This window comes from Cytobacillus kochii (assembly GCF_044790165.1).
GTDB classification, from domain to species: Bacteria; Bacillota; Bacilli; order Bacillales; family Cytobacillaceae; genus Cytobacillus; species Cytobacillus kochii.
Genome location: NZ_CP085254.1, coordinates 3,901,708 through 3,923,644, shown reverse-complemented (window position 1 = coordinate 3,923,644; position 21,937 = coordinate 3,901,708). Strand labels below are relative to the sequence as shown.

17 protein-coding genes and 1 riboswitch are annotated in these 21,937 nt (G+C 36.3%); of the genes, 15 read left to right on the top strand and 2 right to left on the bottom strand.

Going from position 1 to position 21,937, the window contains the following annotated elements; all coding sequences use genetic code 11:
• Window positions 1-225: 225 nt before the first annotated feature.
• Window positions 226-480, bottom strand: a complete 255-nt coding sequence (locus LG276_RS20070; protein ID WP_404292644.1) for a YueH family protein — start codon at window positions 478-480, stop codon at window positions 226-228.
• 201 nt (window positions 481-681) lie between these two features.
• Complete coding sequence (locus LG276_RS20065; protein WP_095371898.1) at window positions 682-1,134, bottom strand: hypothetical protein; 453 nt, start codon at window positions 1,132-1,134, stop codon at window positions 682-684.
• A gap of 190 nt (window positions 1,135-1,324) precedes the next feature.
• Between LG276_RS20065 and LG276_RS20060 the strand changes: the two genes are divergently transcribed.
• The 15 genes from LG276_RS20060 to LG276_RS19990 all read left to right on the top strand — a co-directional run bounded on the left by LG276_RS20060 (window position 1,325) and on the right by LG276_RS19990 (window position 21,718).
• Window positions 1,325-1,600: a hypothetical protein gene (locus LG276_RS20060; protein ID WP_224937093.1), complete on the top strand. Its 276-nt coding sequence runs from the start codon at window positions 1,325-1,327 to the stop codon at window positions 1,598-1,600.
• Between the two features lie 396 nt (window positions 1,601-1,996).
• Window positions 1,997-6,193, top strand: a complete 4,197-nt coding sequence (locus tag LG276_RS20055; RefSeq protein WP_404292642.1) for a S8 family serine peptidase — start codon at window positions 1,997-1,999, stop codon at window positions 6,191-6,193.
• 332 nt (window positions 6,194-6,525) lie between these two features.
• Entirely contained in the window at window positions 6,526-7,758 is a 1,233-nt protein-coding gene (locus LG276_RS20050; protein WP_251162092.1) for a helix-turn-helix domain-containing protein, read from the top strand.
• 84 nt (window positions 7,759-7,842) lie between these two features.
• Window positions 7,843-8,856, top strand: a complete 1,014-nt coding sequence (locus LG276_RS20045) for a DUF3231 family protein (RefSeq protein WP_224937090.1) — start codon at window positions 7,843-7,845, stop codon at window positions 8,854-8,856.
• Between the two features lie 9 nt (window positions 8,857-8,865).
• Window positions 8,866-9,333, top strand: a complete 468-nt coding sequence (locus LG276_RS20040) for a hypothetical protein (protein ID WP_224937089.1) — start codon at window positions 8,866-8,868, stop codon at window positions 9,331-9,333.
• Between the two features lie 367 nt (window positions 9,334-9,700).
• Window positions 9,701-9,786, bottom strand: a riboswitch (cyclic di-GMP riboswitch).
• A gap of 225 nt (window positions 9,787-10,011) precedes the next feature.
• Window positions 10,012-11,346, top strand: coding sequence for an RNA polymerase factor sigma-54 (gene rpoN / locus LG276_RS20035; RefSeq protein ID WP_224937088.1), 1,335 nt, complete (start codon window positions 10,012-10,014; stop codon window positions 11,344-11,346).
• Window positions 11,347-11,365: 19 nt separating this feature from the next.
• Entirely contained in the window at window positions 11,366-11,614 is a 249-nt protein-coding gene (locus LG276_RS20030; protein WP_224937087.1) for a glutaredoxin family protein, read from the top strand.
• Window positions 11,615-11,808: 194 nt separating this feature from the next.
• Complete coding sequence (locus LG276_RS20025; protein WP_404292639.1) at window positions 11,809-12,837, top strand: sugar-binding transcriptional regulator; 1,029 nt, start codon at window positions 11,809-11,811, stop codon at window positions 12,835-12,837.
• A gap of 15 nt (window positions 12,838-12,852) precedes the next feature.
• A complete protein-coding gene (gap, locus tag LG276_RS20020; protein ID WP_224937085.1) occupies window positions 12,853-13,860 on the top strand; it encodes a type I glyceraldehyde-3-phosphate dehydrogenase in 1,008 nt (335 codons plus the stop codon).
• A 284-nt stretch (window positions 13,861-14,144) separates the two neighbouring features.
• Window positions 14,145-15,329 (top strand): phosphoglycerate kinase, encoded by a 1,185-nt coding sequence (locus LG276_RS20015; protein ID WP_251162086.1) that lies wholly within the window; start codon window positions 14,145-14,147, stop codon window positions 15,327-15,329.
• Between the two features lie 26 nt (window positions 15,330-15,355).
• A complete protein-coding gene (tpiA, locus tag LG276_RS20010; protein ID WP_404292637.1) occupies window positions 15,356-16,117 on the top strand; it encodes a triose-phosphate isomerase in 762 nt (253 codons plus the stop codon).
• Complete coding sequence (gene gpmI / locus LG276_RS20005) at window positions 16,110-17,642, top strand: 2,3-bisphosphoglycerate-independent phosphoglycerate mutase (protein ID WP_404292635.1); 1,533 nt, start codon at window positions 16,110-16,112, stop codon at window positions 17,640-17,642. Before tpiA ends, gpmI begins: the two co-directional genes overlap by 8 nt.
• Before the next feature lie 90 nt (window positions 17,643-17,732).
• A complete protein-coding gene (eno, locus tag LG276_RS20000; RefSeq protein WP_095371910.1) occupies window positions 17,733-19,028 on the top strand; it encodes a phosphopyruvate hydratase in 1,296 nt (431 codons plus the stop codon).
• 160 nt (window positions 19,029-19,188) lie between these two features.
• Window positions 19,189-20,094, top strand: coding sequence for a tyrosine-type recombinase/integrase (locus LG276_RS19995; RefSeq protein WP_404292633.1), 906 nt, complete (start codon window positions 19,189-19,191; stop codon window positions 20,092-20,094).
• 664 nt (window positions 20,095-20,758) lie between these two features.
• Entirely contained in the window at window positions 20,759-21,718 is a 960-nt protein-coding gene (locus tag LG276_RS19990; RefSeq protein WP_404292631.1) for a hypothetical protein, read from the top strand.
• Window positions 21,719-21,937: the final 219 nt, after the last annotated feature.

Here is a 21,937-nt window from a genome sequence, read left to right as displayed (position 1 = left end):
ATAAATCTATAAGAACGCTAAAGAGAAACATTACAACCAAGATATTTATGTACATGGCTGCTATAACTATGCCATAATGGATTTTTTTTAAAAGGAATAATGAAGTTGGGGCTAGTAATCCCCCGAAAATGAGCATGCCGAATATTTCATTTGAATAGAAGAAAATAATCACCTACAGACAATTTTCTACTTAGTGTATTTCATTGATAAATTTTTATACGAAGGTTAACGAAATCTGTTTAATTCAGTAAGCTTGGACAGTCTATAGGCTAGCTCGTATGAATTGCCTTCATAAAGGTGAAATGAGAGTGAATCATTGAGGTATTCCACTTTTTGTTGGAATTCCTCTAAACAGCCTATTTGTGCTGACCAATGGAGGTCAGGAATAGAGACAATATATTTTTCTTCTGGAGTTTTAATAATGTATACATTTGAGTGTCTTTCTCCTAATAAATGCATTTTTTCTTGAAGATATTTCATCTATTCTACACCTCAACTTCTCCATTTATTAAAAGTATTATATAAATGAAAAGGAGACAAAGAAAGCAATATCTATTAGAAACACTGAAAAGGAGACTAAAGGCTCTAGGGAAAAAGTCTACAATAATGGGAATCGTTAACTTTTTCAAAATGAATTAATAAAAGAAGAGCCGATTGGCTCTATAAACCTTGATTAACTTCTCATTTGTATGGATCAATATACTGCCACTTTTGAAATAAGTAAATGAGTGAAGCACAAATAATACAAGTGATAAAAATGATGATATGGATAGAATCATCCATTTTATAAATCCCGAAATATTCATAAAGGTTCATGATACCAAAAGAAAAGACTGCATCGCTAATTGTATTAATTGTTATATAAATCCAAAAGTTACCAAATGTAAAGTATAGAAAAATAGTTGGTAAGACAATGTATAAGCCGTAGACAAAAGGAGTTGTATTAGTTAATGGGAAAATGGTTTGCACAACTTCAACTAGATGATATCTTTGATATAGTTGAAATACTATTGTTAAAAGCAGGGCACTTACTAATCCACCGGGAATGAAGGACTTTACCCTTTTAGTATCTAAAAAAAGGAGAAAGAACCAAGGTAGAATCAACATAGTCCACAAGAAAATATGGGTAAACATTCAACTATACCTCCAATAAGTAGATAATTATACTCTTACCGATAACACCTTAGTCTATGCATAAAAAGTCGGGAATCGCCGGAACCCTTAAATGAGTTGAGATGAGAAAAATTCTCGAATAATTTGTTCTGCAAACAATAAAAATAGGTTTCTAAATTTTATAATAAAAAATTTAAAAAAAGATGATTGTATGAGAGAAAAATTATTAAGTATTCAACTTCCTGATAGATATGAAGAAAATTTGTTTGAATATATTCCTACACTAGATGGTGTTCCAGAGTTAATTGATTACTTAAACCTCGGATACTCCAAAAACCAATACAAAAAAATGACATCATTAGTCACAATTGAAAGTATGAAATTCAATTTAATTGAAGCAAAAAAAGACAATGCTCTTTCAAAGGAGGAAGTGGAAAAAGGAAATAAATTGATTGTAGAAGCGATTGAAAGATATAACTCAATATAAAGCACTAAATAATCTTCATAAGATAGGTACTAGAAAACAAAAAACAATCATACAGCCATTTTAGCGCCGGAAAGTGATAGTAAAGCTGAAACTGTTCCTTTTCAGCTGTCTTTAGCAATTCTCATGTATACATCTTCATAAAAACTAAAACTAGCATATCTCAAGTTAGATGTGTTTTTTTGTGTTGGGGTAATTCCGTCAAACATCTCACTAAAAAACGCAAGGAGCCGCAAAAAAATAACCGAAAATGGTCCGTTTGTTTTCTTTTTTCGACAAATTCTTCGCTTTTTTGTACCGAAGTACCTAAAAATATTACCCCAATTTACAAGTAATAACTTCACAACCTATCATTAAATTATAAAAATAATAAATTTTCAAAAAAATAGGGGTGGAGTTATGAAGTTTAAAAAGCTAAAGCCGTTACTTACGTTGACGATGGCCGCTGGTATGATATTTTCGTGTAGTGTACCTAGTCATTCAATGGCAGCTGAGAATGATAAGTTCAATATGAAACAGATTGAATCTATGCTCAGTGGTTTATCCAAAGAAGAAAGAGCGACTTTGAATGAATTAAATGCGTCACCAACATTTACAATTTCTCCAGATATTAAGCAGGATAGTGCAGAATTAGTTTCTGTTATTGTAGAATTTAAAACACTTCCAGCAAAAGTGGCTGTTAAACAGCAACTTTTATTAGGTAAGCAAAAAGCGGTTAATAATGCAGAACAGCAAGTTGAGGCTTCTCATAAATCCTTTTCAACATTTATATCCTCAATGAAAAAGAAAAAATCTATTGATAAGTTTGATGCCAATAAGCTTGAGATCATTCATGAATACAAACACGCTTTTAATGGGGTATCAATGACTTTACCTGGTACGGCTGTTCAATCATTACTTGCCTCTGATGAAGTAAAAAGAATATGGAGTAACAAAGAAATCAAATTAGATTTACCTAGTGAAGATGAGAAGGTTAGTCCGAAAATGGCTGATAGTGTACCTCAAATTGGGGTGGATCAATTGCATGATGAAAATATTAAGGGAGAAGGCATTAAAGTCGGTGTAATCGATACAGGAATTGATTATAACCATCCTGATTTAATGGATGCTTATAAAGGATATCGCTATAGCGATGGCGAGAATCCTGCTGAGGTAGAGCCATCTTCAGTTAAAGGCTGGGATTTTGTTGATAATGATGCTGACCCAATGGAAACAACCTATGAAGATTGGGTTGGAAATGATGAAGGGTATCCTGAAGAATACGGTGGAGCGACTTATTATACATCTCATGGCACTCACGTATCAGGAACGATAGCAGCAAACCCTGATAACACTGTAGATTATGCTGTAACCGGGGTAGCACCAGAAGTTGATTTATATAATTATAGAGTGCTAGGTCCATACGGATCTGGAAGTAACGAAGATGTTATGGCTGGTATTGATAAAGCAGTTGCAGATGAAATGGATGTAATGAATTTATCACTTGGAACTTCTGTCAATGACCCACTAGACCCGACCTCTATTGCGATAAACCAAGCGATGCTTTCTGGGGTTGTTGCGGTAGTGGCTGCAGGAAATGCAGGTCCAGATGAAAAAACACTCGGTTCACCTGGTACAGCTGCTTTAGGTATTACTGTAGGGGCAAGTGACTCCGATATGAGTATCCCGACTTTAGATGTAACCGTTAAAGGACAAAAACTATCCTTAATGTTACTAGCGAAGAATTTTTCTGATAAGTTGGCATTACTAGAAGGTAAAGAGTTACCGATTGTTGAAGCTGGGATTGGCCAAGAGACGGATTTCCAAGGGTTAGATGTGAAAGGGAAAATCGCATTAATTGAAAGAGGCACTTTGACATTTGATGAGAAAATTAAACATGCGAAAGATGCAGGAGCAATAGCTGTTATTATCTATAACAATGAAGAAGGGCAAATCCCATCCTACTTGGGAGAAGGAAGTGAATATCTCCCATCTTTCCGCCTGTCAAAAGAAGATGGAGAGAAATTGAAAGCGAGTGGAGTCAATAAAATCACTTTAACAAATCTTGATGAAACGACAACAGAGGGAGATCATTTAGCTGACTTTAGTTCAAGAGGTCCGGTGAATGGAAACTATGATATTAAACCAGACGTTGTGGCGCCAGGAGTAGCGATATTTTCGACGATTCCAGAGTATATCAATAGTCCTGAAGAAGGAGTCGCATATGACAATGCCTATGCTAGAATGCAAGGAACGTCGATGGCAACACCTCATGTAGCAGGTGTAGCAGCATTGATTCTTCAAGAAAATGAAGCTTATGACCCTTTCGAAGTGAAGGAAGTATTGATGAATAAATCAGTCGACCTGAATGGCGATTATTCAGTGAATGAAGTTGGAGCAGGAAGAATCAATGCCTATGCATCTGTACATGCTGAAACGACAATTAAAGTACTTGATGAAACGGAAATGATGGAGGGAGAAGGTACCGTTGTTATAGATGAAGAGACAGCTTCTATAGCATTTGGTAGGGATTATTTACGTGATGATGGTGAAGCTATTAACCACTCTAAAGATATAGTAATCAAAAATAGCGGTAAGAAAAAATCTTATGACCTTACAGTAGAGTTTAATCAATCGATTGATGGGGTTGAAAATGCAAAAGAAAATAAGGTCACTTTAAAAACGAAGAAGTCTGTTACAGTCGGTAAAGGGAAAGAAAAAACGCTAAACGCCACCATCAATGTACCAGCGAATGCGAAGCCGGGTGCATATGAAGGCTATATTCGTATAAGTAATCAAGAGGATGCCCAAGAGAAATATCAAATTCCTTTTTCCATCTTTGTTACAGATAAAGGAATTGATTCTTTTGAAACGGATCGACCAACACTAGCGAATGATGTTGGGTTTTGGCAAAACTACTATCCAATTATTAACGGATTATTTACCTTGAAAAGTCCAATGGAAAGCATCGACGTGATCGTGAAAGATAGTCAGTCAGGTGAGGCACTCGGATATATTGGTTCGTTAAATGCTGAGAATATGATGCCAGATCGAGAATATTTCTTGCTGTATATGTTTACAGGAGCAATGTTGCCATTTACGGGAGACCCTAATCAGCCAATTGCTGAAGAATACGTAAAATTACCAGAGGGAGACTATGAAATAGTCATTTTAGCGAAGGATGATAGTGGAAAAACGTATACAGTTGACGCACCAGCAATCATTGACAATACCGCACCTGAGATTGAGTGGGATCACGAGCCTGGTGTGTATGAACTGAATGACTCGATGTTTACAGTCGAGGATGGGGAAGAGGCATTTTATGTTCATGGTAAAGTGGAAGATGAAACAATCGGACTATTAAATGAAAAAGGTTTACCGTACGATCAATCATCTAATACGATGTATTTTGACACTTCTAAATACGCTTATTTTGCAAGGACATTCCCAATTGATGCAGAAGGAAATGTGAAATTTGGCATTGAAAAAAGTGATATTGAAAATCAAGAGTTATATTTACGGTTAGCCACTTCCGATTTAGCGACAGCTGTTAAGATGGAGAACTATATTTTTGTGAAGGAAGGAACTCCATATGTTTCCGCTAGTTATGATAAGGAAGCGATAAAGAAAAAAGACAATATTACAATGACTCTTTCGCTAAACAATGTTCAAGATATGATGTCAGGGGAATGGCAAGTGAGTTTCCAACATGACTTATATGATTTCAAAAAGGCAAATTTGACGAAAGAGATAGAGCAATACACAAAACAAAAGGGCATTAAAGTGAATTTAGCTAAACCGGTAGTAGAAAAAAGTGATATTTGGAATAGTACGGTTACATTAAGTACTGCTCTATCTGGAAAAGCTTTTGATGGGCTAGATGGGGATATGCCATTAATTGATGTGACATTTAAGTTGAAAGATGATGCTTATTATGCTAAAACAAGTAGCTTTGAAGTAGTAAATGGAAAGTATACAAAAAAAGACGAGCAACAAGTTGATATTCCTTATTATAGTATCGATTCATTTGATGTGATTTCTAAACATACGACTGTTTCAGGCTCAGTAAACTTAGAAGCCTTTAATAGTGAGGAAGGATATTTTAACCGCGTTGGAGAAGCAAACGATTTAGGTATTAAAGTGTATGCTCAAACACGTTCAGGTAAGAATTATAAAGGTACGCTGGATGATCATGGACAATTCACTGTAAAAGGAATTCCAGCGAGCAGTCAGGATTATACGTTAGTTATTGAAGCACCAGGCCACCTAAAGAGCGCCACAACTTTTGTGCCTGGTAAGAAAATCGATGGCGAACTCTTTGGTCAACATCAGACCATCCGTCCAAAACTAGGATTAGCCGGTGATGTGAATGGTGATAAGGTCATTGATATTAAAGACATTCGAAAAATCGTTGATGCATATGGAGATGAAGATACCTCGAAGAAGAAAGAAGATATTAATCAAGACGGAATTGTCGATGAATTAGACATAAGAATAACAGAAAAGAATTTCTTAACGAAAGGTCCTGATGCTGAATCGAAACAACCAAAAGAAAAAATCGGTAACAAAGACCTTGAATATTTTCTTCGATTAATTGGTTTAACACCAATTGAATAGTACGAATCCTATCGACACGACTTATTGAACTGCCCCCTGTTAAGTAGACAGTGGAAATAATAAAAACAGTCTAAGCGGCTTTAGCTCTATATTCTTTAGGGCTAAGGCCGCTTAATCGTTTCTGATTTGCCCCCTCATTAGGTTATTTTTTTCGAGATAAGTTTCATGGTTTACTCTACCGTATAAAACTTGGTCCTCCTAGTTTGTCTATTACTTTTCCGTCATGTGTAAGACTGTTAAATAGGATTTCCTTGCCTTTCTCCATCATTTTTCTCTGCTATAATAGCCAAAAAGAGACATGATTAACTTTTCACTTATTGGGAGGTTCAAGGATGGAAGGAAGAATCATCAAATACTATCGAGAAGCAAAGAAGCTTACACAGAAGGAGATTGTACAAGGCATTTGTTCTATTACCCATTTAAGTAAAATTGAAAGAGAATCTACTCAATACTCCAGTGAAATTATTTATATGCTTTGTGAACGGTTGGAAATTAACATGGAAGATGAAATTGAACGATTTCACCAATTTAAGCGAAAGATGACTGACCTACAAAAGCAAATTATTATTCAAGATGATGAGAGAATTGAGCAATTAAAGAAAGAGTTAACAGCAAACTCGTTAAGAAAAGTACCTGATTTTCAAGCGAGTTACTTTTTAACAATGGCGAGGTACTTCTTATATAAGATGAAAGTGACAGAAGCTTATTACTTTATCAACCAACTTCAAAAGGAAGTGATAGAGCTAACCTCTTTTGAAGAGAATTCATTAAAGCATCAATTAGGGATATATTATTTTTTAACGGGGAGAAATAAAGACTGTATTCGAGAATTAAGTTCTATTGACCATGATAGCTATCATCAAAATGAATATTATTACCATCTAGCACTCGCTTATTATGCTGCTAATCAGAACGTACAAGCCTATTATTATGGTAAAAAAGCTGCTGATTATTTTCATTCAACGATGAATGTTAATCGCATGATAGATTCGGAAACATTATTACTTGTGCAGTTAAATGCGAAAGGTGCTCATGATTTTAAAGAGACGAAAGATAGGTATGAGGCTCTTTTTCGTTTATGTGAAGAGTGTGGCGAAGTAGAGAGAAAAGCAAAGGTATATAACAACTTCGCTTATGACCTTCATAAAAGGAAAAAATACACTGAAGCACACTATTACTATTTGAAAGCATTAGAAATTGCTTGCGAAAACTCTCCATTATACGCCATGTTTTTAGAAAATTATATTCATAATGGTTTTATTAGTGGGTTAGTACATAAAAAGGAATTGTTACAAGAAGTAAGAAAAGGGATTGAATTAGCAAAGACTTACCAATGGAGTGGGCTTTTTACATTTGAGTTTTACTCCTTCTTAATTGAGGGCAGAGAAGAGGAAGCATACGCCATTATAGAAAATAAATTATTACCTTATTATCGTCAGTCGGGTGATACGCTTATGATAGAAAAATACGAACAACGTTTATTTGCTTATTATAGGAAAATTGGTGACGTTGAAAACGCGTTTGAATTGGCAAAAAGTTTAATTGCTTCACCGACATTAGTTTAATTGTATATGGATGTAAAAAAACTGGGAATGTTTCCTTGAAGTTAAGGACACGCTATAGATAATCTTTCAAGTGGGAGGGTTAATATGGCGGAGAAAGATCAAAGGTTAACGGCATCTGAGTTAGCACAGCTATGGAATGCCTATATGAATAATAAAATGTATAAATGCGTCCTGCAATATTTTTATGAAAAAGCTGATAAAGGAGAGATTAAGGAATTTATTGAGACGGCTATCGAGATGTGTGATGAAATTATTTTTGATATTACGACGATCTACAATAAGAACAACCATCCATTGCCGAAAGCCTTTAGTGAAGAAGAAGATGTCAATGTAACTGCTCCAAAGCTTTACTCAGATGTGTTTATTCTTGCGTATATGCATGATATGACTCGTTATGGCATTATTGGTTATGGAACGGCATTAGCTATTGCGATTCATGAAGATGTGGATCAAATTTTCACAAAAGCATTGGAAAAAGGTTCACAATTATATAGAAGGGCAATTAAATTGCAGCAAGATAAGGGTGTTTTTCACCCCTCACCGTCTATTCCAATCCCAGAAAAAATTGAAATCGCTGAAAAAAATAGTTATTTAAACGGCTTTATAAGTGAACAGCGAGCATTATCAGTCGTTGAGATTATGAATGTGTACAATGATATGCAAAGAAATGCTTTAGGAAAGGCCCTGTTTTTAGGTCTTTGTCAAACAGTTACTTCCAATGATATCAAGAAATTCTTGCGGAAAGGCCTTGATTTGTTCGATGAAAATGTTCAAGAATTTGCTAATACTTTAATTAAAGATAGCATTTCTGTTTCACCGACTTGGGACTCAGAAGTGCTTAATTCTACCACACCACCTTTTTCAGAAAAGTTAATGCTATACCAAGTAGTAATGTTTATTGCTACGTTATCCGGCTATTATGGGACAGCATTAGGTACGACTACAAGACGGGATTTAACGGTAATGTATGCAAAGATAATGACCGAAACATTAGACTTAGGCAATCAATCGGCAAGTTTATTAATTAAATACGGTTGGCTTGAACAAGCCCCTCAGTCAGTAGACCATAGAAATATTTCCAAAAAGAAAAGGAAATAGGGATGTTCTGTGAGAAAAAATAACCCGATTGAGAAATTGTTTTGGTCGATTGCTTTTCCCGGTTTTGGTCAATATTTAAATGGTAAATTGTTTAAAGGGACTGTATTTTTAGTTTTAGAAATTTTATTTAATGTCATGGGTAATTTTAACGAAATTATTATGTTGAGCTTTCAAGGGAAAGTTCACCAAGCTGCTGAAGCCGCTAATTATGGATGGTTAATGTTTTATCCGTGTTTATACTTCTTCGCTATTTGGGATGCTTATAAGGATGCCGGGGGTGAAGGGAGTAAGTATTCATTCTTACCATTTGTATTTTGTGCTTATTTTGTAACGGTTGGTCTTATGTATTCAACAGAGGTATCAATATTTGGCGTGTTTTTTGGGCCTGTATGGTTACCGATGTTAGCTGTCATTCCTGGTGTCATAATCGGGTGGCTCATTCGAATGGTCATCCTTAAATTTTCAACTTCATCATAAAAGCCAACCCTTCGCGTGAATATATGGTTGGCTTTTAAATTTGGTATGTATACAATTAATCCTCATTTACTGTTGCTTTGCATACGGGACAAGTAATTTTTTCATTCGATCTAAATTGGATTTTCTTCAAATCTTTCCTCGTAAATGTAGCAAAAACATTATAGCGGAAACCGCATATACAAGAGTGTTGGTCTTTTACAATGTGGGTTAAATGGGTTTCTTCGCTTTGAACGGTTGGATAGATCATAAGACACACCTTTCTTTTTTGTGGGAAATTTAGGCAAAATTAGAAAGGTTTTTATATAGGAGACCTTTAGAAAGTCCATAAGAAGTAAAGGTGATTCAAGCGAAAATAATCACCTCACACATCTGCAACCCGGCTGCCATGACAATATATGCTTTAGGCCCGTGGCTTTGCGTCTTTTACTTTCGTAAAATTTGCCCAATATGATAGATTCTATCACATATTCATAGAGTATGGTCGATAAACGTCCTTTTTGTAACTAAAGGGAAAAATAACTGAAAAATCTAATAATTGTTTAGTTTCCACAAATCTTCCTTTTTCTTTTTTGATGATATTTACTCTACAATCTGAATAGTTATGTAGTGAGCTACCAATTTATTTCTATACACTATTTCAGATGATTATTGTAGAATGGGAATAAGGGGGTTTTTAGAATGAACTTGAAAGCAGGGTTATGGCAACAGCAAACATTAAAATTGACCATGACACAAGAGCTTACACAAGCGATTGCGCTGTTACAATATAATACACAAGAATTATCTGCCTTTTTGGAAAGTAAGGCGTTAGAGAATCCCCTTATGCAAATTGAAGCGAGTCCTGCACAAGCAGCCGATTCGAGATTTGATCGAATGAAACCATCAAAACAAAAAGTAGATGACAATAAACAGGACTGGATTGAACAAATCGGTTCAAAAAACCATACCACATTACAAGAATACTTACATTCGCAGTTAGCGATCGCAGAATTAAATCATATGGAATATAAACTCATTTCCTATCTCATTGGATGTTTAGATGAAAACGGTTACTTACAAACAGACCTACAAACTGTTGCGGAAAAATTCAACGTAAGTGAAGAGGATATGAATGAAGCGTTGATTGAGATTCAAAGTTTAGAACCCGCAGGAGTAGCAGCGAGAGATTTACAGGAGTGTCTATGGTTACAATTAGAGAGACTTCACCCTTATAATGAAATCGCTGAGAAAATCATTAGTGATTATTTTATTCTTTTTGCTGATAAGAAATGGAAAGAAATTGCGAAAAAAATGAAGGTAGACATAAAAGAAATCCAAGAAGTTTTTGATCTTGTGCAAACACTTAATCCAAGACCAGCTGCAGCCTTCCAAAATGAGTTAGCACCATATATTACACCAGAAGTCGTTATTCAGTGGGAAGATGGGACTTTTTCTGTAAGTATTTATGATGATGTGCTACCAAAGATTCGCTTTAATGAGAGCTATTTTCGTAAGTTTCAAGCAGGCGGAGATCAAGAAGTGAATCGTTTTTTGCAAGAGAAAAAAACGGATTTTCAATGGATTGCTAGAAGTATAGAGCAAAGAAAAGAAACATTATTAAAAGTAGCATTAAAAATTGTTGAAAAACAGCCTGATTACTTCTGGAAGGGCCCAAATTATTTGCAACCGATGACAATGAAAGAGATAGCTGATGAATTAGAGATACATGAATCAACGGTCAGTCGTGCGGTCCGTGAAAAATATGCGCAAACGCCATTTGGAACGATTGAATTGCGATCCTTTTTTTCTAGTACGATTAAGACGACGTCATATGAGAATACATCATCTGAGCAGGCGAAAAACGCAATAAGTGACATGGTCAAAGGTGAAGATAAGAAGAAACCTCTTTCAGATCAAGTGATAGTTAAGCGATTAGAAGAGGAAAAAGGTATTGTAATATCAAGAAGAACAGTTGCAAAATATCGTGATCAATTAAAAATTCCATCTTCTTCAAAAAGAAAAAGATACGAATAAAGAGTGGGGTGGATGATTATTGCAGATTGTTAAACTGTATACAAGAAAAGGATGCCCCTTATGTGAGCAAGCTGAGCTTGTCATTGAGATGGTCCAAGAAGAAAGTTTATTTCAATATGAAGCCATTGATATTGAAACAAGTGATGATCTAACAGAACGCTTTGGTTTAATGATTCCAGTTATTGAAGTAGACGGTGAGATCCTTCAATATGGACAAGTAGATTATGCCACTCTTTCTGAGAAGTTAAGTGGGGAAAATGATAAATGATTGAAAAATAAAAATAACCCTGCTAATATAAAGTTGTAGGGTTATTTTTAAAGATTAATGATTAAAATAGTGTAAAAAGGGTATAAGAATAAAGAAGAAAAAAATGAAGTTTTGACTTCATTATATATTTTTATTCTCGTGGGACACAAAATGTCTTGCGTGGACATATAATGTCCATGTAAAGGAGTAAGAAATTGAATAAGTGGATGAATGTTACTCAAAAAGTAATTCCAGACTTGATGGAAATAATGAAAAGACGATATGAAATTTTGCAACAAACCTCTTTAATGGAGCCTGTAGGAAGAAGGAGTTTAGCGACAAAAGTAGGCATGACCGAAAGAGTATTACGCGGAGAACTCGATTTTTTAAGAGAACAAGGCTTAATTATTGTAGATGCACAAGGAACGAAACTATCGGAGGCTGGAAAGCATCTCCTTGTAGATCTTCACGAGGTGATTAAAGAATGGTCGGGATTAAATGATAAAGAAATAAATTTGACTAAAATGCTTCAAATAGAAAAGGTACTACTTACTTATGGGGATACTGATAAGGATGAAACAGTAAAGTCAGAGTTAGGAAAAGAAGTAGCCCGACTTGTTCAGGTGATAGCTAATGGAGGGATGACCATTGCAGTAACGGGTGGATCCACAATTTCAACTGTAGCTGAAGCGCTTAGGAAACAGCAACATATGTCGGATGTCTTATTTGTTCCAGCCCGTGGAGGCGTCGGCACAGATATGAGATTCCAAGCCAATACATTAGCGGCGCGAATGGCAGAAGAATCGGGCGGCACATACCAAACATTGTATGTCCCAGATGTCGTCGGTGAAGAAATGTATCAATCCATCATCAAGGAACCAGAAATTAAGCAAGTGCTGAAAGTGATAAAAAAGGCGAATATCGTTATTCACGGTATTGGCAATGCACTTGAGATGGCAGAAAGACGTGGTACCCATACGGGAAATATAAAGGAATTAACAGAATCAGGTGCGATTGCTGAAGCATTCGGGTATTACTTTAATGAAGAAGGTAAAGTGGTCCATCGTTTGCAAACGGTAGGACTACAACTAGAAGATTTGCAACATGCAAGTTATGTGATTGCCGTTGCAGGTGGATCAACAAAGGCTAAAGCGATTGCTGCCTACATGAAACAAGCACCGAAACAAACAATACTTGTCACAGATGAGATTGTGGCACAGGAATTACTAAAAACAATTAATTAACGGAGGTTTCATACTATGACAATCAAAGTGGGAATAAACGGATTTGGAAGAATTGGCAGAAACGTATTTCGTGCAAGCTTTGAAAAGGAAAATGTAGAAATCGTTGCGATAAATGACTTAACAGATGCGAATATGCTTGCTCATTTATTAAAATACGACTCCATTCATGGAGCATTTCCGCACGAGGTAAAGGTAGACGGCGATAACTTAATCGTAGGTGGCAAAAAGGTTAAAGTGTTAGCAGAAAGAAATCCAGCTGATATTGGTTGGGGTGATTTAGGTGTTGAGTTAGTTGTTGAATCTACAGGCCGCTTTACAAAACGAGCAGATGCAGCGAAACACTTAGAAGCAGGTGCGAAGAAAGTGGTTATATCTGCTCCGGCAACCGATGAAGATTTAACGATTGTAATGGGTGTGAACCATGAGTCATATGATCCTGACAACCATCATATCGTATCAAATGCTTCCTGTACGACGAATTGCTTAGCACCGTTGGCGAAAGTTTTACATGATTCATTTACAATCAAACGTGGAATGATGACAACTGTCCACTCCTATACAAATGACCAGCAAATTCTTGACTTGCCTCATAAAGATTATCGTCGAGCAAGAGCAGCTGCAGAAAATATTATTCCAACAACAACTGGAGCAGCAAAAGCCGTTTCCCTTGTTCTACCAGAATTAAAAGGGAAATTAAATGGTGGTGCCATTCGTGTTCCAACACCGAATGTTTCTCTAGTTGATTTAGTTGCCGAGCTTGATAAAGATGTCACAGTCGATGAAGTGAATGAAGCATTGAAATCTGCCGCAAATGGAGAGTTAAAGGATATTCTTAGCTTTAGTGAGGAACCATTAGTTTCAGGTGATTACAATGGCAATCCTGCATCATCAACCGTTGATGGATTATCTACAATGGTCATGGAAGGCAATATGGTCAAAGTCATTTCATGGTATGACAATGAAAGTGGTTATTCTCACAGAGTAATTGATTTAATGGAATATATGGCTGAAAAAGGATTATAAATGTAGGTTTGGTAAACATTAAAAATAAAATTTTGCTTACAAACTCACATCTTTATGGATATTAGATGAATGAACGTCTATAATGATAAATGGTGAAGGGAGAAAGGGACCATACCTCTCCCTTTTATTTTGACTTTTTCTAAACGTTTTCGCGCTTTTCTTGCGCGAGTAAGAAAGAAAACGGTGATTTTTATACATATAAATGAATGAACATTCGCCTTTCTTGTAGTACAAGCAGCTAACTAGAAAATAGTCTATTATTATGTTTAGGAGGGCCTTTTACTATGAACAAAAAGAGCGTAAAAGATGTTGAACTAAAAGGAAAACGCGTATTTTGTCGTGTAGACTTTAATGTGCCAATGAAAGAGGGTCAAATTACGGATGAAACACGTATCCGCGCAGCGATTCCGACAATTAACTATCTAATTGACCAAGGAGCGAAAGTGATTTTAGCTTCTCATTTAGGGCGTCCAAAAGGACAAGTAGTAGAAGAGTTAAGGTTAACTCCTGTTGCAGAAAGATTATCTGCCTTGCTAGGAAAAAATGTTGCCTATGCAGATGAGGCGTACGGAGAAAAAGTAGAACAGGCAGTAGATGGTTTAGATGAGGGCGATGTTCTATTACTAGAGAATGTTCGCTTTTACCCAGGTGAAGAGAAGAATGATCCTGAACTTGCTAAGGCTTTTGCCCAATTAGCAGATGTTTATGTAAATGATGCTTTTGGTGCGGCGCATCGTGCACATGCATCAACAGAAGGAATTGCCCACCATATCCCAGCGGTTTCTGGTTTACTAATGGAAAAAGAATTAGAAGTGTTAGGCAAGGCACTGTCAAACCCAGACAGACCATTTACAGCTATCATTGGTGGTGCAAAGGTAAAAGATAAAATCGATGTCATTGATAATCTATTAGATAAAGTAGATAATTTAATTATCGGTGGCGGTTTAGCCTTTACGTTTGTAAAAGCACAAGGCCATGATATCGGCAATTCTCTATTAGAAGAAGATAAATTAGAATTAGCGAAAACGTTTATGAAAAAAGCGGAAGAAAAAGGCGTGAAATTTCTGATGCCAATTGATGCTGTTGTTGCTGATCGTTTCGCTGAAGACGCAGATAGTAAAACAGTGGCTATTAACGAGATTCCAGGAGATTGGATGGCATTAGATATTGGTCCTGAAACGGCTAATTTATATAGTGAAGTAATTGCAGATAGTAAGCTAGTCATTTGGAATGGACCGATGGGTGTATTTGAAATGGATCAGTTTGCTGGTGGAACAAAAGCAGTAGCAGAAGCATTAGCGGAAGCAAATGACACATACTCTGTTATCGGTGGTGGGGATTCTGCCGCAGCAGTCGAGAAATTCCATTTTGCTGATCGTATGAGTCATATTTCAACAGGTGGCGGTGCATCATTAGAATTTATGGAAGGAAAAGCCCTTCCAGGTGTTGTCGCTTTAAATGATAAATAAGTAATAAAAAGAAAGGACGAGATAGTATGCGTAAGCCGATTATTGCAGGTAACTGGAAAATGCATAAAACAATGAATGAGGCGAAGTCCTTTATGGAAGAGATTAACGGTCTTGTTCCAGATGAAATGGATATGGATACGGTCGTATGTGCACCTGCCCTATTTTTAGAGCGTCTTGTTGATTGTGTGGAAGGTTCGCCTATTGCCATTGGTGCACAAAACATGCATTTTGAAGATAATGGCGCATTTACTGGCGAAATCAGTCCTGTTGCACTTCAAGACTTAGGTGTATCATATGTCATCATTGGTCATTCAGAACGTCGCGAAATGTTCAATGAAACGGATGAGGCTGTGAATAAAAAAGCGAAGTCAGCATTTGCTCATAACCTCACGCCAATCATTTGCGTAGGTGAAACACTTGAGCAAAGAGAAAACAATGAAACAATGAGTTTTGTTGGCCAGCAAGTTGAAGCAGCGTTGTCGGGGTTATCTGATGAGCAATTAAAACAGACGATCATCGCTTATGAACCGATATGGGCTATTGGTACAGGAAAGTCATCCTCAGCGGAAGATGCAAACGAAGTATGTGCCCATATTCGTTCTGTCGTTAGTAAACAGTTTTCTGAGGAAATTGCCGAAGCTCTTCGCATTCAATATGGTGGTAGTGTGAAACCGGCAAACATTAAAGAATATATGAGTCAAGCGGATATTGACGGTGCACTTGTCGGTGGCGCAAGTCTTGAGCCATCTTCTTTCCTGCAATTATTGGAGGCGGGTAAGTATGAGTAAATCACCTGTTGCTTTGATTATTCTTGATGGCTTTGCCCATAGAGAAGAAGTCAAAGGCAATGCTGTTGCTCAAGCGAAAAAACCGAATTTTGATCGGTTATGGAATGAGTATCCACACGCTTATTTAACAGCAAGTGGAGAAGCGGTTGGTTTACCACAAGGACAAATGGGGAACTCCGAAGTCGGTCATATGAATATCGGAGCAGGGCGCATTGTTTATCAAAGCTTAACAAGAGTAAATGTGGCTATTCGTGAGGGGCACTTTGAGCAGAATGAAACATTCCTTGCAGCGATTAATCATGCAAAGAAAAACAATACAAGCCTTCATCTGATGGGATTATTGTCAGACGGTGGTGTGCATAGTCACATTAACCACTTGTATGCCCTCCTTCAGCTAGCTAGTGACGAAGGATTAAAAAAGGTCTATGTCCATGGTTTTCTTGATGGCCGTGATGTTGGTCCGCAGACAGCTAGAGGATATATTCAAGCAGCAGAAGCGAAAATGAAAGAAATTGGTGTAGGTGAATTCGCCTCTATTTCAGGTCGTTATTACTCAATGGATCGTGACAACCGCTGGGAACGTGTGGAGAAATCTTATCGTTCGATGGTGTATGGCGAAGGTCCTGCTTATCATAGTGCCCATGAATTAGTCGAAGATAGTTATGCGAACGGTATTTATGACGAATTTGTTATTCCTTCTGTTATTGTGAAGGAAGATGGATCATCTGTTGGAAAAGTTAGTGATAATGATGCCATGATTTTTTACAACTTTAGACCTGACCGCGCGATTCAGATTTCAAATACGTTTACAAACAAAGACTTCCGTTCATTTGATCGTGGTATAGGCCATCCAAAGACTTTATTCTTTGTTTGTTTAACCCATTTTAGTGAAACTGTTGACGGGTATGTTGCATTTAAACCGACAAACCTAGATAATACTCTTGGAGAAGTACTTTCACAAAATCACTTAACGCAACTGAGAATTGCAGAAACAGAGAAGTATCCTCATGTTACATTCTTTATGAGTGGAGGAAGAGAAGCGAAATTTCCTGGTGAAGAACGGATTTTGATTAACTCACCTAAAGTTGCTACTTATGATTTAAAGCCTGAAATGAGCGCCTACGAAGTAACAGATGCTTTGCTTAATGAAATTAGTCAAGATAAGCATGATGCCATTATATTAAATTTTGCTAACCCTGATATGGTGGGGCACTCAGGCATGCTAGAACCAACAATTAAAGCTGTTGAAACGGTTGATGAATGTCTGGGAAAAGTGATAAACGCCATTATTGCTAAAGGTGGAAAAGCGATTATCACCGCTGACCATGGCAATGCGGATGAGGTCATTACTCTTGATGATCATCCAATGACAGCTCATACAACTAATCCAGTACCTGTTATTGTAACGGAAAAAGGTCTAATATTACGTGAAGATGGGATATTAGGAGATTTAGCTCCAACTATACTTGATTTATTAAAAGTGTCTAAACCTGAAGAAATGACTGGTTCTACATTAATTAAATAAGTGCCGGTGTTCACTTCTTTGTGAACATGCGTGCCTTACATATAAATGAAGTTTGACAAGATGACAGCCAATGAAAAAGGAGAGATTATCATGCCATTTATCCAACATGTATATGCTCGTGAAGTATTAGATTCACGTGGAAATCCAACAGTAGAAGTAGAAGTATTAACCGAGTCTGGCTTTTTCGGCCGTGCGATTGTACCATCTGGTGCATCAACTGGTGAATATGAAGCAGTTGAACTTCGTGACGGAGACAAGGACCGTTACTTAGGTAAAGGTGTTCAAAAAGCAGTAGATAATGTGAATAACTTAATTTCTGAAGCAATTATTGGTTTTGACGTAACTGATCAAGTAGGTATTGACCGTACAATGATCGCACTTGATGGCACAGAAAATAAGGGCAAATTAGGTGCAAACGCGATTCTTGGTGTTTCTATGGCTTGTGCTCATGCAGCAGCAGAGTCTGTTGGTTTACCATTATACCGCTATCTTGGTGGTTTCAATGCAAAACAATTACCAACACCAATGATGAATATCATTAATGGTGGTTCTCATGCGGATAACAATGTTGATTTCCAAGAATTCATGATTATGCCTGTTGGCGCTCCTACATTCAAAGAAGCGATTCGTATGGGTGCTGAAGTTTTCCATTCATTGAAAAAAGTTCTTTCATCTAAAAGCTTAAACACGGCAGTAGGTGACGAGGGTGGCTTCGCTCCAAACCTTGGCTCAAACCGTGAAGCGCTAGAAGTCATCATTGAAGCGATTAGCAATGCAGGTTATGAAGCAGGTAAAGATATTTACCTTGCAATGGACGTTGCTTCATCTGAATTCTTTAACAAAGAAACAGGCAAATATGATTTAACTGGAGAAGGTCGTCTTGGATTATCTTCGGAAGAAATGGTTTCTTTCTACGAGGAGCTTGTTTCTGAATTCCCAATCATCTCTATTGAAGATGGGTTAGATGAAAACGACTGGGAAGGCCACAAATTATTAACTGAACGTATCGGTGGTAAAGTTCAATTAGTAGGGGATGACCTTTTCGTTACAAACACGAAAAAGCTAGCACAAGGAATTGAACAAGGTGTAGGAAACTCAATCCTTATTAAAGTAAACCAAATTGGTACGTTAACTGAAACATTTGAAGCGATCGAAATGGCGAAACGTGCTGGTTACACAGCAGTTGTTTCTCACCGTTCTGGCGAATCAGAAGACGCAACAATCGCTGATATCGCTGTAGCTACGAATGCTGGTCAAATCAAAACAGGTTCAATGAGCCGTACAGATCGTATCGCTAAATACAACCAGCTTCTTCGCATCGAAGACGAGCTTGGTGATTTAGCTGTGTATGATGGATTGAAATCTTTTTATAACTTGAGTAAATAATGTCTTGAACATTAAGATTTATGGCTGAATTGTATCGTACAAGGTACTTTTTAGAGGTATGAATTATGCGATACAATAACATGAATTAAGTCGTACAAACAATATTATTTTAAGCCTCCTATTTATGTGTGATAATCCCACATTTATAGGAGGTTTTTTTATGTTAGTTAAGGATTTACAAAAGGAGTTCACATTTGATTTACAGATTAAGAATTATTCTAAGAGGACTATTGCAACGTATATCTACAATATTGACCAACTTATGGCGTACTTAGTGGAACACCATAAGATAAGTGAGATTGAAGATATTTCAACTGTTCACATTAAAAGGTTTGTGCAACAGCAGCTAGAGAATGGAAATAAGTCAAATTACATTAATACTATCATCAAGTCCTTGAGGGCATTTTATAACTACTTGGTTAACGAGGAATATGTGAGTCATAATATTGCGGAACGAGTAAAGTTTTTAAAAGAGGAAAAAGTTATTATACAAACGTTTACTGATAAAGAAGTAGCAGCAATGATTGCCTCTTATGATTTTAAAACTTATTTGAATGCACGTAATAAAGTAATAATTGCTATGTTTGTAGATACAGGTATTAGAATGAGCGAACTGATTAATCTTCAATCTGACTGGCTCAACGAAACAAATATCAAGGTACTTGGAAAAGGGGCAAAGTGGAGATATGTCCCGATGAGCTTAATGCTTAAGAAGTATATGATTAGATATGATAGGTTGAAAGAGGGCTATTTTAAGAAAAAGCATCTTGAACATGGAAATTACTTTTTATCAAGGAGTGGGCGACCATTAACAAGTGTTCAAATCCAAAATATAGTACGAGCTGCAGGGATGAAAGCAAATGTGAGAGAAGAGATTAGGTGTAGCCCACATACTTTAAGACATTATTCTATTCAATCTAATTTGAGAAACGGATTGGATCTATACAGTTGTTCAAGAATAGCTGGACATGAGAGTATTCAAATTACTAAACGGTATTTAATGGGAATTGAAACTGAGAATATTTTAGAAATGGCAGCACAAACTAGTCCATTGATGTCTTTATAAAGGAAGAACTTAGACTGAAGATATTGTATACGACACTAGTTCGAACCTGTAATTTTGTATTAGATTAGAATTGTGTTATCCTTTAACTAGGAACGCTAGTGCTGTAACACTTACGCTTCGCCTAGGCACTTCCACAGTGCGTGGTGACCAATTGGAAATACAGAGATTCTAAAAAGTAACTCAAACCCTAACAAAGCATTCCGAACTGGTGAGGGCGAGTTACTTTTTTGTAACTTGAGTTAGAGATAGGATAAATATGTGTTGAGGAAGAGAGAAGTAGAAGGTATTTTAACTTCATATCAAGACAAGGTTAAATGCTTTGAAGATGAAAAGGATAAAAGGTTAAGACATCCTCGTGATTTAGGTTTAGATTAGAAACTAGTTGATTATGAATTAATGTACATAAACAAGTAGATTACCAGTCTTTAAATGTATGACTTAGTATCGCACTCTGCATTTTACTTTGAAGGGTGGCTCTTATTAATGTTGTAGTTTAAGAATGTATTTTCAACGAAAGATATTTATTTGCATGATCAAAGACTAAATATCATTAAACAAAAGTATTGCAATTAACATTACTCACTGTTATACTTTATTCATGGGTAACGGCATTCTATTGTTTTTTCTAATAGGCTCAAAAATGAACTGGAATGGAGGGTAGAAAGTGAATAACAGTAACATGTTTAATTCAGTAAATAAAGAAGCATTTATGGATTATAAGGGTTATTCAGAAGAGACAAAACGGGTAACTAGAACTTTGTTTGGAAAAATTGCTAAGATCGAGCGAGAAAAAAATCAAGATATTTATGATTTTGACAGAGAAAGCATTGAGCTGGTACTAAAGGAACTGAAAGCTTCAACTATTAGAAGTCTTCAAAGTTCTATATCAACCATTGATCAATACATTATCTATGCAATTCATAATGGTAAAATCAATACTGATAAAGACAATGTTGCAAGGTTTTATGGTAAAAAAGAAGATATCTCTAAATTTCTTGACAAGAGTGCGGAAGCGAATATGATCCTTCCTAAGGCAGAGGTTGATGCATTAAGTGGTTATGCTGAAAATGCCCAAGATGGAGTTATTTTAAATCTTCTATTTGATGGTGTTTCTCATAAGAGAAAATTTATAGAATTAAGAAATATCCGAATTCAAGATGTAAACGAGGATGCTCTGACTATTAATATACCTCAACTAGTGGATGAAGATACAGGAGAGCTATTAACATCCAGAACAGTACCTATTAGTAAGGAAACATTAAGAATGATTAAGTCTGCTATGAAAGAAAACAAGTATGTGAGCGTTAAAGGGAAAACAATCAGAAGCTATAAAATAGCTGAGAGCGATTATATTTTAAGGGGTCTGCGGAATAACTTTCAGATAAAGTGGGAGAATGTTCCCCAACGAATTATTCGTATCGCTGATATGGAAGGATATCCATATTTGAATGCCACAAACATCACATATAGTGGACAAATACATTACGCTAGAGAATTAATGGACAATCAAGGACAAACAATAGATGAAGCATGTAGAAACATTATGAAGAGATTTAATATTAGTGATAACGATGCAGCTTTCTTCTATCTAAAAGCAAGAGTTGAGAAAGCTACTACCATTTGATAAGCATATTGGGATTAGGGTGATAAGAAGTTATTCACCTCAAATTAAACAAATGTATTGCAATATAAAAAGAACAGACTTAAGTAATAAAACTAGTACCTGTTCACAGAAAGCTGCGTTGGATTTTCGATACGATAAGCATTAAGAGTACCTTTACAAGGGATAAAAAGCTAAAAACCCCTTACTAAAAAAGGGTTTTTACGATAAAAGAAAGGTGTG

Excerpts from the sequence above, each read along its gene's own strand:
- gpmI (WP_404292635.1), top strand. The coding sequence starts at position 16,110 with ATGAGTAAATCACCTGTTGCTTTGATTATTCTTGATGGCTTTGCCCAT.
- LG276_RS19995 (WP_404292633.1), top strand. The coding sequence starts at position 19,189 with ATGTTAGTTAAGGATTTACAAAAGGAGTTCACATTTGATTTACAGATT.
- gap (WP_224937085.1), top strand. The coding sequence starts at position 12,853 with ATGACAATCAAAGTGGGAATAAACGGATTTGGAAGAATTGGCAGAAAC.
- LG276_RS20055 (WP_404292642.1), top strand. The coding sequence starts at position 1,997 with ATGAAGTTTAAAAAGCTAAAGCCGTTACTTACGTTGACGATGGCCGCT.
- LG276_RS20065 (WP_095371898.1), bottom strand. The coding sequence starts at position 1,134 with ATGTTTACCCATATTTTCTTGTGGACTATGTTGATTCTACCTTGGTTC.
- LG276_RS20050 (WP_251162092.1), top strand. The coding sequence starts at position 6,526 with ATGGAAGGAAGAATCATCAAATACTATCGAGAAGCAAAGAAGCTTACA.
- tpiA (WP_404292637.1), top strand. The coding sequence starts at position 15,356 with ATGCGTAAGCCGATTATTGCAGGTAACTGGAAAATGCATAAAACAATG.
- LG276_RS20015 (WP_251162086.1), top strand. The coding sequence starts at position 14,145 with ATGAACAAAAAGAGCGTAAAAGATGTTGAACTAAAAGGAAAACGCGTA.
- eno (WP_095371910.1), top strand. The coding sequence starts at position 17,733 with ATGCCATTTATCCAACATGTATATGCTCGTGAAGTATTAGATTCACGT.
- LG276_RS20070 (WP_404292644.1), bottom strand. The coding sequence starts at position 480 with ATGAAATATCTTCAAGAAAAAATGCATTTATTAGGAGAAAGACACTCA.
- LG276_RS20060 (WP_224937093.1), top strand. The coding sequence starts at position 1,325 with ATGAGAGAAAAATTATTAAGTATTCAACTTCCTGATAGATATGAAGAA.
- rpoN (WP_224937088.1), top strand. The coding sequence starts at position 10,012 with ATGAACTTGAAAGCAGGGTTATGGCAACAGCAAACATTAAAATTGACC.
- LG276_RS20045 (WP_224937090.1), top strand. The coding sequence starts at position 7,843 with ATGGCGGAGAAAGATCAAAGGTTAACGGCATCTGAGTTAGCACAGCTA.